We start from the raw sequence: 14,455 nt of genomic DNA, 5'->3' as shown, positions 1-14,455 counted from the left end.
CTGCCGGGACGGTGCCCGGGGTTCGCGCCGGGTTGGACGGCACGCATGATGGCGGCGTGCTGCGTGTCGGCTCCAAGCGTTTCACGGAATCCTACATCCTGGGCGAAGTGCTGGCGCAAACCGCCGCGCCGCATGTCAAGTCCGAACACAAGCAAGGCTTGGGCAACACCGCCATCGTGCTGGCGGCGCTGCGTGCCGGGAACATCGATGTCTACCCGGAATACATGGGTACCATCGGCCTTGAAATCCTCAAACACACGTCGCCGGCGCCGCTGGAGCAGATCCGGCGCGAGCTGGCGCCGTTGGGACTTGGCGTGGCGGTGCCGCTCGGCTTCAACAACACTTACGCGCTGGCCATGCGCGGCGGCCAAGGCGGCGCGCGCACGCTGAGCGAACTGGCGAAGCAGGGCGGCTACAAATTCGGCCTGTCGCACGAATTCATCGGCCGCGCCGACGGCTGGCCGGGGCTGGCGCGGCGCTACGGCCTGCCGCAGAAGCCCGTGGGCCTGGACCACGGCATCGCCTACGAGGCGCTGGCGCAAAAGCAGGTCGACGTGATCGACATCTATTCCACCGACGCCAAGATCAGCCAGTATGGCTTGCGCGTGCTGGACGACGACAAAGCCTACTTCCCGCGCTACGACGCAGTGCTGCTGTACCGGCTGGACGCCGCGCAGCGTTTTCCCGCCGCCTGGCGCGCCTTGACGCGGCTCGAAGGCCGCATTTCCGCCGCCGACATGATCGCCATGAACGCCGCCGCCGAAATCGAAGGCCGGCCTTTTTCCGCCGTCGCCCAAGCCTGGCTGGCTGCGCACGCCGGCGGCATGGCCGCAGCGGCCACGCCGGCCGCTGCGACGCCCGCGTCTGCGCCGCCGGTGCACGCCGCTGATGGTGGGCCGGCCGGTCTCGTGCCCGGCACGGCGCCGGGCGCGGCGGCGAACAGCGCAGCAGCCCCCTCGGCCGCGCCGGCGGCAGCGGCTGTGGCGGCCGCAGCGCGTCCCGGCCTGATGTCCAAAATTTTCGATGGAAACCTGTGGCAGCTCACGCGCCAGCACATCGTGCTGGTGTTGCTGGCGGTGGCTTTGGCTTGCGCGGTGGGCGTCCCGCTTGGCGTGCTGGCCGCGCACGCGCCGCGCCTGCGGCAAACCGTGCTGGCGCTGACCGGTGTGCTGCAGACCATCCCGTCGCTCGCGCTGCTGGCTATCATGATCCCGCTGCTGGGCACCATAGGCACGGCGCCCGCGCTGGTGGCGCTGTTCGTGTACGCGCTGCTGCCCATCGTGCGCAATACCTGCACCGGCCTGGGCGAAGTGCCGCAGGGACTGAAGTTGGCCGCGCAGGCATTGGGGCTGGGGAGATGGCACAAGCTGGCCTACGTTGAATTGCCGCTGGCGATGCCGGTGATCCTTGCCGGCGTGAAGACGGCGGCGGTGATGAGCGTGGGCACGGCCACGATAGCGGCCTTCATCGGCGCGGGCGGCTACGGCGAGCGCATCACCATCGGCCTGGCGCTGAACGACAACGACATGCTGCTGGCGGGCGCGCTGCCCGCGGCCGTCCTGGCCCTGCTGACGCAAGGCCTGTTTGAATGGCTGGAGCGCCTGGCGGCGCCCAATGCCGGGCTTAGTCGGTAGCCAGCTGGGACAGGGCGTCGCCGGTCACGCGGCAGATGCGCCAGTCCGGCATCACGGTCGCGCCCATGCCCTGGTAGAACTTGATGGCGTTCTCGTTCCAGTCCAGCACCGACCACTCGAAACGGCCGCAGTTGCGCTCCACCGCCAGCTGCGCCAGCGCCACCAGCATCTGTTTGCCGTAGCCCTTGCCGCGGCAGTTCTGCTTCACGTACAGGTCTTCCAGGTACAAGCCCTTCTGGCACAGGAAGGTGGAGAAGTTATGGAAGAACAGCGCGAAGGTCACCACTTCGCCATCCTCCACGCCGACGATCGCTTCGGCGGCAGGATGGTCGCCGAACAGGCTGTCGTGCAGCTTGCGCTCGTCGGCCACCACCATGTGTTCCAGTTTTTCAAACACCGCCAGTTCGAATATCATGCCGAAGATGGCGTTGACGTCTTCAGGCAGGGCGGGGCGGATGGACAGGCTGTTTGAATTCATGACGCTTCTAAATTGCTTTCTAAGGTGGTGGTGTTGGCGGAGGAGGGCGTCTTCAGCGCCCAGGCCACGCTGGACAGGCACAATACCATGCCGAGCCACTCCATGGCCCCGGGCCGGTAATGCTCCAGCTGGATCGAAAGCAGCACCGAGATCACCGGCGTCACCACGACAATGTAGACGGCCTTCTGCGAACCGATGCGGTGGATCAGCGTGAAGTAGGCGGCGAAGGCGATCACGGAGCCGAACAGCGACAGGTAGAGCAGCCCGGCCCAGTAGCGCCCGCCCGACGGCAGGCGGAATTCCTGGCCGTTGAGCAGCGCCCAGCTAGCCACCGCCACGGCGCCCCAGAACATGGCCCAGGCCATCGTCAGCAGCACATTGGACGACTCCTGGCGCACTTTGACCACCACCACGTTGCCGATGGTGCTGGCCAGCGTGGCGAACAGCGCCAGTCCGAGGCCGAGCAGGAAATGGCCGCTGCCGCCGGAGACGATGTCTGTCCAGGCGGCGTGGATCGCCTCATAGAACAGCAGAACGACGCCGCAGATCGAGACGGCGGCCGCGCTCCACATGCGCGAGGTCAGCGGCGTGCCGAACATGAAGCGGTTGCAGACCGGGGTCCAGAACACCATTAGCACGAACAGCACGGCCACCAGCGCGGACACCAGGTACTGCTCCGACGTGTAGGTGCAGACGTAGCTGATGGCGAAGGTGGCCACGCCCTGCAGCATCACCCAGCGCTGCGCTTTCCACGGCAGGAGCAGGCGGTCGCCGCGCAGCAAGCACCAGGTGAACAGCGTGGCCGAGGCCAGGCCGAAGCGGTAGACGATGGAGACGGCGGGGGCGATGTCGCCCAGTTGCAAGGTGATCGCCCAGAAGGTGGAACCCCAGATCAGGCAGGCGATGGCGAAGAGGATAGGTGAGGACATTCGGCCAGTATAAGGATTTTCCCTTCAGCTTGCTTGGAAGCTATCTTTCAGTATGCCAGCTTCAGCTTGCGGTACAGGAAGCTCAGCACGAACAGCGGGCCGATCAGCAAAAAGCGCAGGTCGTCGAAGAAGGACGGTTTTTTGCCCTCGATCTTGTGGCCGATGAACTGGCCGATCCAGGCCAGCACGAAGATGGCGATCGACAGCGGCAGCACGGCCGGCGGCGGCAGCACCGACAGGATGCCCAGCATCGCCAGCGACATGAGCAGCATGCCGGCCGCGAAGGGGATGGACAGTTGCACGTAGTAGGCCAGCGACAGCAGCGTCACGCCCAGCGCCACCAGTGGATGGATGCACCAGATCAGGCCCAGCAGGGAAAACACGATGACAGGCACGCAGACGAAATGGATGATCTCGTTGGTGTGGTTCAGATGGCTTTCGCTATACTTGGCCAGCAGGACATCGATAGGACGCGGTTCACTCATGCTCAGGATCTCCAGCACTGTTGTTGTCGGCAGATTCTACACTGAACCGTCCGTTAAAATAGCGGTATGCCACCGACCCCACCCCTGACCGGCCTGGCCCCCGTCATTGACGTCCGCACCCGCGTTTTGATACTGGGCAGCTTCCCCGGCGCCGCCTCGCTGGCCGCGCAGCAGTACTACGCCCATCCGCGCAATGCGCTGTGGCCGATCCTGTCGGCGCTGACAGGCGAGGATCTGGCCATGCTGCCGTATGCTGAACGCCTGCCGCGCTTGCTAGCGCACGGCTTTGGCCTTTGGGATGTGCTGGGTGCATGCGAGCGCGAAGGGAGCCTCGACTCCGCCATTCGCAAACCCGCGGCCAACGATTTTGCCCGCCTGCGCGAACTGTGCCCGCTGCTGGAAACGGTCGGCTTCAACGGCCAGACGTCAGGAAAATTCGCGCCGCAGTTTGTGGCGGAAGGCTATCGCGCCGTGGTGCTGCCATCGACGTCGCCTGCGCATGCCGCGATGTCATTTGATGAGAAACTCGCTGGTTGGCGCAGGCTGCTGGCCCTGTGACTGGCCGTCAATAAGCGCCGAATACCCGGTCCAGCGCCGTCTGGATGTCAAACTGATGTGCCAGGGCCGAACCCGCTTTGATTTTAAGTACACTTGACGGGATGGCGCCCATTTGCGGGGTATCCAGAAAATGCGCTACGTTATCGACTTCGATAATAGGGAACAAATCGCTGGGCGGCGCCAGCGATGAAAACCTGGCCAAGTTGCGTAGCGGGATCACAATTCTGGTCGCTAAGCCGCTGATCACATTGCTTTGCACATCAACCAGATAAGGAATGCTTTCCTTGTTTTTACCGGGATTGCTGTAGATATCGAAGCGCCCCATCAGAACGCGCGCCATTCTTGCAGTGCCACGCCTTCCGCTTCCACTTGGGTGTTGTAGGCAGCAATGAAATCGGCATGCTGTTGATTCCATTGCTGTTCCTTGCGCGCCTGTATCTCTTCACGCAATCGTTGCTCGCAGACTTGCGAGATATTGATGCCGAGGGTTTTTGCGTCAAGGTAAACATCCATGGCCAGACTGATGTTGGTGGCCTTCTTGGGCGGCATTTTTGCTGTATCCGAAGTAAGGCGTGCAGGCTTCATGTCTACTCCAATGCGCATTGATGATGTGGGTAAGTGATGTGCATTATACGTGTGACGCAGGGGGAGGGGCATCCAGTTGGCGTCGCTCGATGGGCTGACTCGGGGTGTGACCGACAATATTTTCAGCGGAGCGAATCCATTTGCCGGCTTGGGCCCTCTTGTCTCTGCAAGATCCCCCAACCAACCTGTGAGAGCACACCATGTCCGGATACCAGCGCCCAGAAGATTTGTCCCTTGCGAAAGAACTCGTCCGCCTCGCGCCTATCGAAGCGAAAGCCTTTCTCGGCTTGAAAGCCGCAGCCGAGCGCGCCGACGGAGCCATCCCCGAAAAATACCGCGAGCTGATCTCGGTCGCGGTCGCCCTCACCACGCAGTGTTCGTATTGCATCGATGCGCACGCCGTCAACGCGGTCAAGGCGGGCGCCACGCGGGAGGAAATCGCGGAGGCGGTGTTCATCGCTTCCGCCCTGCGCGCCGGGGCGGCTGTCGGCCACGGCCTGCTCGCACTGCGGCTGTTTGACGCGGCGTCGCTCGCGCCTGCCTGACCGGCTTCGCCAGCCCGGACAACGCCATTTTATCGATAGAGGCCGACTGTTCCCGCCACGCTTGTTAAAGTAGCGTGTCTTCCACTTCGGGGCTCGCCCACATGATTGCGTCTTTACTGGACAGTATGCTCACGCGCTGGTCGGCGTCGGGCCGGATGGCCGCCGTCGCTGGCACGCCGGCGATGAGGATGGTCGAGAGCCCGGCGGGATCGATACGCGTGCTGGATGCGGGCGGTGGCATGCCCTGCGTGGTGGTCGTGCCGGACGGCCCCAACGTCATCGAGCACTATGAGCACCTGTCGGCGCTGCTGGCTGCGGACTACCGGCTGGTTTGCTTCGACATGCCGGGTTTCGGCATGTCGCTGCCATCGCCGTCCTATCGTCATTCCCTGGACCAGGGGGCGAGGGCAGTGTTCGATGTCCTCGATGCGCTCGGCATCGAACGGGCGACGCTGGCGTTCAGCTGCGCCAACGGCTTCTACGCCTTGCGCGCGGCCCAGACCGCACCGCACCGTGTCGTGAGCCTGTTCCTGGTGCAAACCCCGTCCCTGTCCGCAATGCACGCCTGGACCATGCGCACGGTGCCCTGGCCGCTGAGGATACCGGTATTGGGCCAGTTGGCCGCGTGGGCCTTTCGTCTGAAGGCCGCGACCGCATGGTATGCCATGGCGTTGCCGCGTGGCACAGACCGGACCTTTTATCTCCACCGTTCCCGCCATGCGCTGGCCAGGGGCGCCTGTTTCTGCCTGGCCGGCGTGGTGCAAGGCCTGCTGCGTGAAGCGATCTCGGCGGTGGAAGTGGTGGGCACGCCCTGCACGATGGTGTGGGGTGGGTTGGACCGCTCCCACCTGGCCACCAATGCCCGGTCATTGCTCGATTGCGTGCCGCACGCCGACATCATTCATTTTGAAGATTGTGGGCACTTCCCCGACCTGGAACAGCCGGAACGGTATGCCGCATTGCTGAAGCAGCACATGGCCAAGCTGCCCTAGCGTTCATGGCGCTGTCCTCCCCGTTGTTTGCACCGCACACAGGCTAGCCGAGCTGCCCGCCAAAGTAAAAACACGGATTGTCGTCGCCACGATCACCGGCGTCATCGCCGGGCGGAGCTGTTGCAGCATGATTCATTGCCATCGCTGCCTTCGCAGCGCTACACTATCCCATTGGAAATATGCTCAGGAGAGAATGATGGCGGAGTTGCGGCCGGCGGAGGGCTTGCCCTTGCTGCCCACGATGCAGGTGGAACCGCACGCGCGCCGCTTGGCGCTGGCCGTCGTATTGGCGTCGGTCGTGGTATTCCTGGCGGTAGTCCCGTTTGCCAAGGTGCAGTTGGCCCCGGTCAACGCTTTCATCCCCATCTACGAGTCGGCGCTGCTGCTCAACGACCTGATCACCGCCGTCATGCTGTTCGGGCATTTCAGCATTCTGCGTTCGCGGGCCTTGCTGGTGCTGGCCTGCGGCTACCTGTTCGCCGCCGTCATCGTCATTCCCCACGCGCTGACCTTCCCGGGCCTGTTCGCGCCCGCCGGCTTGCTGGGGGCGGGTTCCCAGAGCACCGCGTGGGTGTACGTGCTGTGGCACGCGGGCTTTCCGCTTTTTGTCATGGCCTATGCGCTGTTGAACCACCGCGACGGTGCGCAGCCCCGCCTGATACAGCATCCTGGCCGCGCAGTGGCGGCGGGCGTGCTGGCGGTGCTGGCCGCTGCCTGCGCCTGCTCGGTGTTGACCACCAGTTTGCATGACGTGCTGCCAGCGATTTTAAAGGCAGGCAAGTACACCCCGGCGGGCAGCGCCATCCTGACCTCCACCTGGCTGTTCAGCGCGCTGGCCATCGTCGTGTTGTGGCGCTATACCAGGCGTTCGACGCTCGATGTCTGGCTGCTGGTCGTCATGAGCGCGTGGATCTGCGATATCGCGCTGTCGGCGGTGCTGAACGGCGGCCGCTTCGACCTCGGCTTCTACGCCGGCAGGATCTTCGGCCTGCTGGCGGCCAGCTATGTGCTCATCGTGCTGCTGCTGGAAAGCAACCGGCTCTACGCGCGGCTGGCGGTAGCCCATGACGACGCGCTGCTGCGCACCCGGGACCTGCAGCGGCTGAACACGCAAAACGAGGAGCGCGCCGCGCAGTACGCCCAGGCGCTCGACGAGCTGCACTACAAGGACGAGGAAATCCGCGCCGTGGTGCAGAACATCGTCGACTGCATCATCACCATCGATTCCAGCGGCGTGATCCGGAGCGCGAACCCGGCCGTGGAGCAGGTGCTCGGCTATCCGGCCGCCGACGTGGCCGGCCGGGAAATCCTGATGCTGATACCGGAGCTGGAGTACGACGCGCATTTTTTCCTGCGCGACAAGATGGTCACGGACACGGCCGCGCTGGCCGGATCGAGCACGGAGGTCGAGGGTCTGCACAAGGACGGCCGGCGCGTTCCGCTCGAGCTGGCGATCAACGATTTCGAAGTGCACGGCGAGCGCTTGTTCATCGGCGTGCTGCGCGACATCAGCGAGCGCAAGCGCTTCATCGCCGAGCTGTGGCAGGCCAGGGCGCACGCCGAGCATGCGAACAAGGCGAAGTCGGCCTTCCTGTCCAATATGAGCCACGAGCTGCGCACGCCGCTCAACGCCATTCTCGGCTTCGCGCAGGTGCTCACGTCCGAATCGATGCCGCTGACGGTGGAGAAGCGCAAGCATTTCACCACGCATATCCTGAAGGCGGGCAAGCATCTGCTGGTGCTGATCAACGAGATCCTGGACCTGGCCAAGGTCGAGTCCGGCACGCTCGCGCTCTCGCCCGAACCGGTCGGGGTCGCCGAAGTCGTCCGCGTGTGCCAGGAAATGATGGATCCGATGGCCGAGCAGCGCGGCATACGCCTGGTGTTTGCCGTCGACAGCGGCTTGCACGTGCTGGCCGACCGCACGCGTTTGAAGCAGGTGCTGCTGAACCTGATGTCGAACGCCGTCAAATACAACCGGCCCGGCGGCGCGGTCAGCGTCGCTTGCACCGCCATCTCCGCCGAACGGGTGCGCATCACCGTGCAGGACGATGGCCAGGGCCTGGATGCCGCCCAGCTGGCGCAGCTGTTCCAGCCATTTAACCGGCTGGGGCAGGAGGGCGGCGGCGAAGAGGGCACGGGCATCGGCTTGACGATGACGAAGCGGCTGGTCGAATTGATGGGCGGGAGCATCGCTGTGCGCAGCGAGGTGGGCGTGGGCAGCGTGTTCACGGTCGAGCTGAAGTCGGCCGCGCCGATGCAGCACGCGGAAAGCCCGGACATGGCTGGCGCGATAACGCCGCGCCGTGCCGGCCTGGCCGCGGCGCCGGTGCGCACCTTGCTGTACGTCGAGGACAATCCGGCCAACCAGGCGCTGATCCAGGAAGTGATCGCTTTCCGGCCCGACCTCCGGCTGTTGACCGCCGATGACGCCAGGCTGGGCCTGGACATGGCGCGTGCGCACCGGCCTGCCGTGATCCTGATGGACATCAACCTGCCCGGCATGAGCGGCGACGAGGCGATGGCCATCCTGCGCGCGGACCCGGACACCGCCCACATCCCGGTGATCGCGCTGTCGGCCAACGCGATGTCGCGCGATGTCGCCAGGAGCATGGCGGCGGGATTCGTCCGCTATCTGACCAAGCCCATCGATATCGACGAGTTCTTCGAGGCGCTCGGCAGCGCGCTCGACCCGGCGGAAGACAAGACGCTGCAGCAGCGCTGAGTTGCCGGGCTAGGCAACGAATATGGCATGCACCAGTCCGATGGCGACCGGCGGCCCGCCCGCCGCGACGAAGTAGCAGCTCAAGTAGCAGCTCAGGTAGCAGCTCAGGTAGCAGCGCGGTCGGCGCTCCTCAACGAGTGCGGTAGTCCATCACTGGCGAGTGGCGGCCAGCGCCTCCAGCACTTGCCCGGTCTGCATGATGGTGGCGTATTCTCCGTCCAGGTTGGCCAGCGCCATGGCGTGCACCTCGCCGGCGCTCCTGAGCGTGCCCGCGTAGTCGCGTTTTTCGAAGGCGAAAGTGGCGTCCGCCACCACCTGGGTGTCGAAGCCCAGGTTGCCGGCGGTGCGCGCGGTCGCCTCCACCGAGTTGTTGGTGCTGATGCCGACGATGACCAGGCGTTCGATGCCGCGCACGCGCAGCCAGCGTTCCAGCCCGGTATTGATGAAGGCGTCGGGGACATTCTTTTCCATGACATGCGCGCCGGGCAGCGGTGCCAGCGCGTCCTGGAACTCAGCACCCGGCTGGCCGGGCCAGAACACCGAGCCCGGCGAGAGGGACATGTGGCGCACGTGGACCACGGTGCCGCCCGCGTCGCGCCACGCGCCCAGCAGCGCGGCGATATGGTCTTCCGCATCCGGATTGTTGCGGGGCGGGTTGCTCGGGAACGCCATGCCTTTTTGCATGTCGATGATGATGAGGGCGGGTAGGGTTCGCATGGTGCATGCTAATCCATGCCCGCGTGCTACGCAATCGCCGCTGTAAAATGCGGCATGACCACGCCATTGAAAATATCGAGAATCCTGCACGCGGGCTATGTGTTCGAGTGCGAGGGCACGGCGATCGCCTTCGACACGATCTTCGAAAACCCCTTCAGCCGCAATTGCCATGCCTTCCCGGACGTGCGTTTCGACCACGGGCAGATCCGCGCGCAGCGCTTCGCTGCCGTCTTCATCTCGCATTTCCACGACGACCATTGTTCGCTGGAGAGCCTGGATTTGCTGGACCGCGCCACGCCGCTCTACATCTACTGCATCTTCGACGAGCTGTTCGACATGGTGCGGCAACTGGGCTTCACCAAGGTGCAGCAACTGCAGTTGAATGCGCCGGTCGATGTCGGTCCCTTCCGGGTGGTGCCGCGCGAGGCGATGGATGCGGATGTCGATTCGATGTTCCAGATCCGGGCGGCCGGGTTGAACGTGCTCAACGTGGTCGATTCCTGGATCGACGAGACCACGCTGGCCCAGCTGGCGCAGGACGGGCCGTGGGACATGGTGTTGTGGCCGTTCCAGACCATGCGCGAAATCGAAGTGCTGTCGCCGTCGCGCGCGGTCCCGGCGCCGCCGGCCTTGCCGGAGGAGTGGATCGCCCAGCTCAAGGTGCTGCAGCCGCGCTATGTCGTGCCCAGTTCCTGCCAGTTCCAGCAGGAGCCGTGGTCCTGGTATAACCGCGCCTTCTTTCCCATCACCTATCGCCAGTTCGAGCGCGAGGTGGGCGAGGCGCTGCCGCGCGCGCGCGTGGTGCGCCTGGATCCCTCGGTGTCGGTGCTGCTGGATGCCGCCTCGCTGCGGCCCGCCCCGCCCTTGGGCTGGGTGGTGCCGGTAGGCGCGCAGGACGTGGACTATGAATATGAAGGCAATGCTGCGCCGCCGTCCACCGCCGACATCGCCCGCCGCTTCGCGCCGCTGACGGCGCCGCAAAGCGCCAGGGTGATGGACTACTGCCGCGCTGGCTTGCTGGAGAAATACGGCGACGTGGAAGCCTCGTCCGAATATTTCGACCAGCCGCGCCTGTGGCGGCTGTCGGTCTACGACCATGCGGGCGAGGCCACGCATTTCCATTACCGCCTGGAAGGCGGCGGCACGGCCTGCGCGTGCAATGACGCCGGCGACAGCGCCGCGCCGCTGGGCTGGACCACTGCTATCCCGGCCGCGAAACTGTACGCGGCGCTGGAGCTGGGCGAATCGCTGACGTCGATGTATATGCGCATCAACGACGCCGTGTTCGACGCGGACACCGAACGCGACCTGGAAGATGCCGACGTGGTCGACGACCCTCTGATCCGCTGCCTGTTCAGCGACACCTTCGGCGCCTACCAGGCCGCCCAGTTGCGCCGCCTGCTGGCACGATAGACAAGGTAGCCGCTTATTTGCCCAGCAGCTCCAGCGACTGCTCCCAGTCGCCGGCCCAGTCGAGCAGGAAGTCGTGCGTCTTGAAGGCCCGTTTCAGCGGACCCAGCGGGGCGCGGTAGACGTCGTGCAGGCCCAGCGCCAGGGTGACCGGGTTCCACACTGCGTTGCGCTTGGATTTCCTGGCGCTCGCCTTCACGCGCGCGCCGTCGTCGCCGAAGATGCCGATGGCCTCGTCCAGCGCCTTGTCCAGATCCAGCCTGACCAGGCGCGCGAAGGCCTCCAGCACCTCGGCCTTGGGGATGCCGTACTGCGATTCGCGCGCGGCCTCGACCGGCGGCGGCCTGGCCGCCTGCTCGGCTTCGTGCTGGAGCTTGCCCGCCAGCTTCTCCACCGCCTTCTTCTGGAAGCGCAACTCGTCCAGCCCGCGCCGGAAACCCGGCTCCGGCAGCCGCGTCACGATCTTGTAGGCGTCCTTGGTGATGGTGATCAGCACATCCTCGGCGCCGCCCACCAGGCGCGCGATGTCGCCCTCGAAGAAGATGGGCGCCGCGTAGCCGCCGTTGGCATCGCCGAACAGCTCGGGGTAGGCCGCGTCGTAGTCCAGCCAGACAAAGGGGATCAGCTCGTGCTCGATGAGGCGGGCCAGGGTCCAGGGCGTGCCGGTCTGCTGCGCCAGCCAGGCGCAGGCTTCGGCGGTGGTGGCCCGGAAGGGTAGGTCGGAGGTACTCATTATTCTTTCTGTGAAATTATTTGTGCGTCGCACAAAATGTGTGCTATACTTGTTTCTTCGGTGGAGTTCTGAACTTCCCCGGGCCCCCTGCGAGACTGGCGATGCCGCGTGTGTAAAGCTGCGAAGCACATCAAGTCGGAAGGGGATTGTAGTTCAAGATACGATAGTCGGTTTACACATTGGAGGCACCATGCAGATAGCATGGGCGTCCGAAGCTCCGGCACCGCGCAGATAGCACGGGCCAAGCAGCGATTGTAGCATTATTGGCAATACATTGAAACGAAGCCCGCAGCAAGCGGGCTTTTTTTTCGGCACCGAATGGCTGCTGGCGATCCCGCCCGGATCGCGGGCCGCTCCCTCCACCCGGCACGGCTGCGTCGCACGACCAACGCTCCGTTTCCACCTCTCAACCGGTTCTCCGGCCGCGCTGCCCGCCTGATCCCATGGCGCACCAGCGGTACGAATACCGGATCCCCCTGGCGCACTCAAGGAGCATTGCATGGCTAAAGAAGAATTGATCGAAATGAATGGCACGGTATCTGAAGCCCTGCCGGAACTGCGTTTCCGCGTGGACCTGGAGAACGGCCACAAGCTGATTGCCTACACCTCGGGCAAGATGAAGAAGAACCACATCCGCATCCTGGCGGGCGACAAGGTGACGCTGGAACTGTCGCCGTACGACCTGAACAAGGGCCGTATCATTTTCCGTCACATCGAAAAACGCGGCCCAGTGCCCACCCACTCCTTCCCGCGCCGCCGTTAAGCGGCGCGCCGCAAGGTTTGCGCATCACACCCTGAAGAAGGCGACCGCCTCCTGCAAGGTTTCGGCCTGACTGCTGAGTTCCTCGGCGGTGGCCGCCAGTTGTTCGGACGAGGCCGCGTTGGTCTGGGTCGATTGCCCCAGATGGCCCATGGCCTGGTTGATCTGGCTGATGCCTATGCTTTGCTCGTCCGACGCGGCGCTGATTTCCTGCACCAGCGCCGAGGTCTTGCCGATCGCCGGCACGATTTCCTCCAGCAGTCCGCCGGCCTGTTCGGCCATGCCGACGCTGTCGCGCGCCACCTCGCCGATTTCCTGCGCCGCCACCTGGCTGCGTTCGGCCAGCTTGCGCACCTCGGCGGCCACCACCGCGAATCCCTTCCCGTGTTCACCCGCCCGCGCCGCCTCGATGGCCGCGTTCAGCGCCAGCAGATTGGTCTGGTAGGCGATGTCGTCGATGATGACGATCTTCTTCGCAATCTGCCGCATCGCCGCCACCGTCTGGCCGACCGCGGCGCCGCCCGACTGCGCCGAATGCGAGGCCCGTTCGGCGATGTCGGCCGTCACCTTGGCGTTGGCCGAGTTCTGCTGCACCGACGCCGTCATTTCCTCGATCGACGCGCTGGTCTGCTCCACTCCGGCCGCCTGCTCGCTGGAGCTTTGGCTCAGCGACTGGGCGGTGGCGCTGGTCTGGGCCGCCGCGTCGCTGATGCCGTCGGCCGTTTCGCGCACGCGGCGCAGCGTGCCGGCCAGGTGCTCGACCATCAGCTTGAGCGAGTGCGCCATGCTGCCATCGTGTTTGCTGTCGAGCTCGATGCGCTGGGTCAGGTCGCCCTGGGCCACCTTCAGCAGCACCTCGTTCACATAGGACGGTTCGCCGCCCAGCTGGCGGATCAGATGCCGGCTGATGGCCCAGCCGATCAGCGCGGCCAGTACGGCGATGCCGGCCAGGCTGGCGGCCAGCAGGTTGCGCGTGGCGCGCTGGGTGGCGACTCTCTTTTCGATCAGCGCGGCCAGTTCCGTCATCGCGGCGTAGGCCGCGCTGAACTGGGTGTCGATGGCGCGCGTGGTGAAGGCCAGGTAGTCGGCTGCCGGATAGTCCAGCGTGGCCGCGCTGGCGACCTTGGTGCGCGCCAGTTCGCTCGCCTCCTGCGCCATCTGGGTGGCGGCGCCGGTCTGGCTGGCCAGCTTGTGTTCGATGGCGTTGTTGGCGCGGAAGCTTTTCTGGAAGGAGCGCGCCGCCGCCTCGCTGGCCAGCCGGGTCTTGGCCAGCAGGGCCGACATGGCGGCGCGGCCGTCGGTGTCGATCTGTTTGGACGCCAGCAAGCCGGTGCCCTTGGCGCGCAGCTGGCCTATGCTCTCGGCCATTTGCGGCAGGTCGAAGAAGACGCCGCGCATCAGGTAGTAGGTGTCGGCGTCCGGATCCAGCGCCAGGCCGTAGCGGTCGGCCACGCCTTCGGTCAGCAGCAGCAGCTGTTCGCTCAGCGCGGTGTGGCCGGCGTAGCTGTCGGCGGTGCTGTGGGCGCGGCTGGCCACGCGTTGCTGCAGCGCCGTCCAGTCGCTGCGCACCGATGCCAGCAGCTGGGCGGTGGCCGGGTGGGCGCCGGCCAGCAGCTTGTCGGCCTGGGCCAGCGTTTTGCCCACTTCGTCCGCCTTCGCGGCGCGCTGGTCGGCCATCTGGCCGCCGCCGAGGAAGGCGGCCGACAGGCCCCGGTGCTGCTGGACCTGCTGCAGCAGCTGCAGCACGGTGCGCCCCGGCGCGATGCCGTCCAGCTCGGTGGCGGAGAAATCGATGTTCTGGTTGCTGCCGTTGATGAACAGGGCGGAAGGCGGCGCCACCAGCAGCACACCCATCAAGCCCAGCAGCGCGAAGCGTTGCCACAATTTCATGCGATTGAGTAGAT

General features: G+C 65.2%; 15 protein-coding genes. 7 read left to right on the top strand and 8 right to left on the bottom strand.

What is annotated here, in order from left to right:
• Positions 1–11 precede the first annotated feature (11 nt).
• A complete protein-coding gene (locus ACSQ8Y_RS20870; RefSeq protein WP_436269878.1) occupies positions 12–1,634 on the top strand; it encodes a glycine betaine ABC transporter substrate-binding protein in 1,623 nt (540 codons plus the stop codon).
• On the opposite strand, the gene ACSQ8Y_RS20865 is transcribed toward ACSQ8Y_RS20870, so the two are convergent.
• From ACSQ8Y_RS20865 to ACSQ8Y_RS20855, 3 genes are read right to left on the bottom strand one after another with little or no spacing between them, the layout of a single operon-like run.
• On the bottom strand, positions 1,624–2,112 hold the full coding sequence (locus ACSQ8Y_RS20865; protein WP_436268342.1) for an N-acetyltransferase family protein: 489 nt from the start codon (positions 2,110–2,112) through the stop codon (positions 1,624–1,626). The genes ACSQ8Y_RS20870 and ACSQ8Y_RS20865 overlap by 11 nt on opposite strands.
• Positions 2,109–3,041 (bottom strand): DMT family transporter, encoded by a 933-nt coding sequence (locus tag ACSQ8Y_RS20860; RefSeq protein ID WP_436268341.1) that lies wholly within the window; start codon positions 3,039–3,041, stop codon positions 2,109–2,111. The genes ACSQ8Y_RS20865 and ACSQ8Y_RS20860 overlap by 4 nt, the downstream gene beginning before the upstream one ends.
• Positions 3,042–3,088: 47 nt before the next feature.
• Positions 3,089–3,526: a DUF962 domain-containing protein gene (locus tag ACSQ8Y_RS20855; RefSeq protein ID WP_436268340.1), complete on the bottom strand. Its 438-nt coding sequence runs from the start codon at positions 3,524–3,526 to the stop codon at positions 3,089–3,091.
• A gap of 66 nt (positions 3,527–3,592) precedes the next feature.
• On the opposite strand from ACSQ8Y_RS20855, the gene ACSQ8Y_RS20850 reads away from it, so the two are divergent.
• Positions 3,593–4,084 carry a DNA-deoxyinosine glycosylase gene (locus tag ACSQ8Y_RS20850; protein WP_436268339.1) on the top strand — a complete coding sequence of 164 codons (492 nt, stop codon included), beginning with the start codon at positions 3,593–3,595 and terminating at the stop codon, positions 4,082–4,084.
• Positions 4,085–4,091: 7 nt separating this feature from the next.
• On the opposite strand, the gene ACSQ8Y_RS20845 is transcribed toward ACSQ8Y_RS20850, so the two are convergent.
• A complete protein-coding gene (locus ACSQ8Y_RS20845) occupies positions 4,092–4,424 on the bottom strand; it encodes a CcdB family protein (protein WP_436268338.1) in 333 nt (110 codons plus the stop codon).
• The gene (locus tag ACSQ8Y_RS20840) at positions 4,409–4,669 is read right to left on the bottom strand and encodes a type II toxin-antitoxin system CcdA family antitoxin (protein ID WP_436268337.1); all 261 of its coding nucleotides are present in this window, start codon (positions 4,667–4,669) and stop codon (positions 4,409–4,411) included. The genes ACSQ8Y_RS20845 and ACSQ8Y_RS20840 overlap by 16 nt, the downstream gene beginning before the upstream one ends.
• Positions 4,670–4,896: 227 nt before the next feature.
• Here ACSQ8Y_RS20840 and ACSQ8Y_RS20835 point away from each other — a divergent pair, with 227 nt between their 5' ends.
• From ACSQ8Y_RS20835 to ACSQ8Y_RS20825, 3 genes are all read left to right on the top strand, one after another.
• Positions 4,897–5,214 carry a carboxymuconolactone decarboxylase family protein gene (locus ACSQ8Y_RS20835; protein WP_436268336.1) on the top strand — a complete coding sequence of 106 codons (318 nt, stop codon included), beginning with the start codon at positions 4,897–4,899 and terminating at the stop codon, positions 5,212–5,214.
• Positions 5,215–5,318: 104 nt separating this feature from the next.
• Positions 5,319–6,206: an alpha/beta fold hydrolase gene (locus tag ACSQ8Y_RS20830; protein WP_436269877.1), complete on the top strand. Its 888-nt coding sequence runs from the start codon at positions 5,319–5,321 to the stop codon at positions 6,204–6,206.
• Positions 6,207–6,399: 193 nt separating this feature from the next.
• A complete protein-coding gene (locus tag ACSQ8Y_RS20825) occupies positions 6,400–8,931 on the top strand; it encodes an MASE4 domain-containing protein (RefSeq protein WP_436268335.1) in 2,532 nt (843 codons plus the stop codon).
• Between the two features lie 150 nt (positions 8,932–9,081).
• Here ACSQ8Y_RS20825 and ACSQ8Y_RS20820 read toward each other — a convergent pair whose 3' ends face one another.
• On the bottom strand, positions 9,082–9,648 hold the full coding sequence (locus tag ACSQ8Y_RS20820; RefSeq protein ID WP_436268334.1) for a cysteine hydrolase family protein: 567 nt from the start codon (positions 9,646–9,648) through the stop codon (positions 9,082–9,084).
• Positions 9,649–9,702: 54 nt separating this feature from the next.
• Between ACSQ8Y_RS20820 and ACSQ8Y_RS20815 the strand changes: the two genes are divergently transcribed.
• Complete coding sequence (locus ACSQ8Y_RS20815) at positions 9,703–11,061, top strand: MBL fold metallo-hydrolase (RefSeq protein ID WP_436268333.1); 1,359 nt, start codon at positions 9,703–9,705, stop codon at positions 11,059–11,061.
• Positions 11,062–11,074: 13 nt separating this feature from the next.
• Here the strand turns inward: ACSQ8Y_RS20815 and ACSQ8Y_RS20810 are convergent, their stop codons facing one another.
• Positions 11,075–11,791 carry a hypothetical protein gene (locus tag ACSQ8Y_RS20810; RefSeq protein ID WP_436268332.1) on the bottom strand — a complete coding sequence of 239 codons (717 nt, stop codon included), beginning with the start codon at positions 11,789–11,791 and terminating at the stop codon, positions 11,075–11,077.
• A gap of 499 nt (positions 11,792–12,290) precedes the next feature.
• On the opposite strand from ACSQ8Y_RS20810, the gene infA reads away from it, so the two are divergent.
• On the top strand, positions 12,291–12,554 hold the full coding sequence (infA, locus tag ACSQ8Y_RS20805) for a translation initiation factor IF-1 (RefSeq protein ID WP_436268331.1): 264 nt from the start codon (positions 12,291–12,293) through the stop codon (positions 12,552–12,554).
• 24 nt (positions 12,555–12,578) lie between these two features.
• Here infA and ACSQ8Y_RS20800 read toward each other — a convergent pair whose 3' ends face one another.
• On the bottom strand, positions 12,579–14,441 hold the full coding sequence (locus ACSQ8Y_RS20800; protein WP_436268330.1) for a methyl-accepting chemotaxis protein: 1,863 nt from the start codon (positions 14,439–14,441) through the stop codon (positions 12,579–12,581).
• Positions 14,442–14,455: the final 14 nt, after the last annotated feature.

The sequence above is a fragment of the Pseudoduganella sp. LjRoot289 genome (assembly GCF_964252925.1).
GTDB lineage: Bacteria > Pseudomonadota > Gammaproteobacteria > Burkholderiales > Burkholderiaceae_D > Rugamonas.
This window is presented reverse-complemented; position numbering and strand designations above follow the sequence as displayed.

What these genes read in the sequence shown, in the direction of transcription:
- ACSQ8Y_RS20865 (WP_436268342.1), bottom strand. Translation starts at nt 2,112, where the DNA reads ATGAATTCAAACAGCCTGTCCATCCGCCCCGCCCTGCCTGAAGACGTC.
- ACSQ8Y_RS20860 (WP_436268341.1), bottom strand. Translation starts at nt 3,041, where the DNA reads ATGTCCTCACCTATCCTCTTCGCCATCGCCTGCCTGATCTGGGGTTCC.
- ACSQ8Y_RS20855 (WP_436268340.1), bottom strand. Translation starts at nt 3,526, where the DNA reads ATGAGTGAACCGCGTCCTATCGATGTCCTGCTGGCCAAGTATAGCGAA.
- ACSQ8Y_RS20850 (WP_436268339.1), top strand. Translation starts at nt 3,593, where the DNA reads ATGCCACCGACCCCACCCCTGACCGGCCTGGCCCCCGTCATTGACGTC.
- ACSQ8Y_RS20845 (WP_436268338.1), bottom strand. Translation starts at nt 4,424, where the DNA reads ATGGCGCGCGTTCTGATGGGGCGCTTCGATATCTACAGCAATCCCGGT.
- ACSQ8Y_RS20840 (WP_436268337.1), bottom strand. Translation starts at nt 4,669, where the DNA reads ATGAAGCCTGCACGCCTTACTTCGGATACAGCAAAAATGCCGCCCAAG.
- ACSQ8Y_RS20825 (WP_436268335.1), top strand. Translation starts at nt 6,400, where the DNA reads ATGATGGCGGAGTTGCGGCCGGCGGAGGGCTTGCCCTTGCTGCCCACG.
- ACSQ8Y_RS20820 (WP_436268334.1), bottom strand. Translation starts at nt 9,648, where the DNA reads ATGCGAACCCTACCCGCCCTCATCATCATCGACATGCAAAAAGGCATG.
- ACSQ8Y_RS20815 (WP_436268333.1), top strand. Translation starts at nt 9,703, where the DNA reads ATGACCACGCCATTGAAAATATCGAGAATCCTGCACGCGGGCTATGTG.
- ACSQ8Y_RS20810 (WP_436268332.1), bottom strand. Translation starts at nt 11,791, where the DNA reads ATGAGTACCTCCGACCTACCCTTCCGGGCCACCACCGCCGAAGCCTGC.
- infA (WP_436268331.1), top strand. Translation starts at nt 12,291, where the DNA reads ATGGCTAAAGAAGAATTGATCGAAATGAATGGCACGGTATCTGAAGCC.
- ACSQ8Y_RS20800 (WP_436268330.1), bottom strand. Translation starts at nt 14,441, where the DNA reads ATGAAATTGTGGCAACGCTTCGCGCTGCTGGGCTTGATGGGTGTGCTG.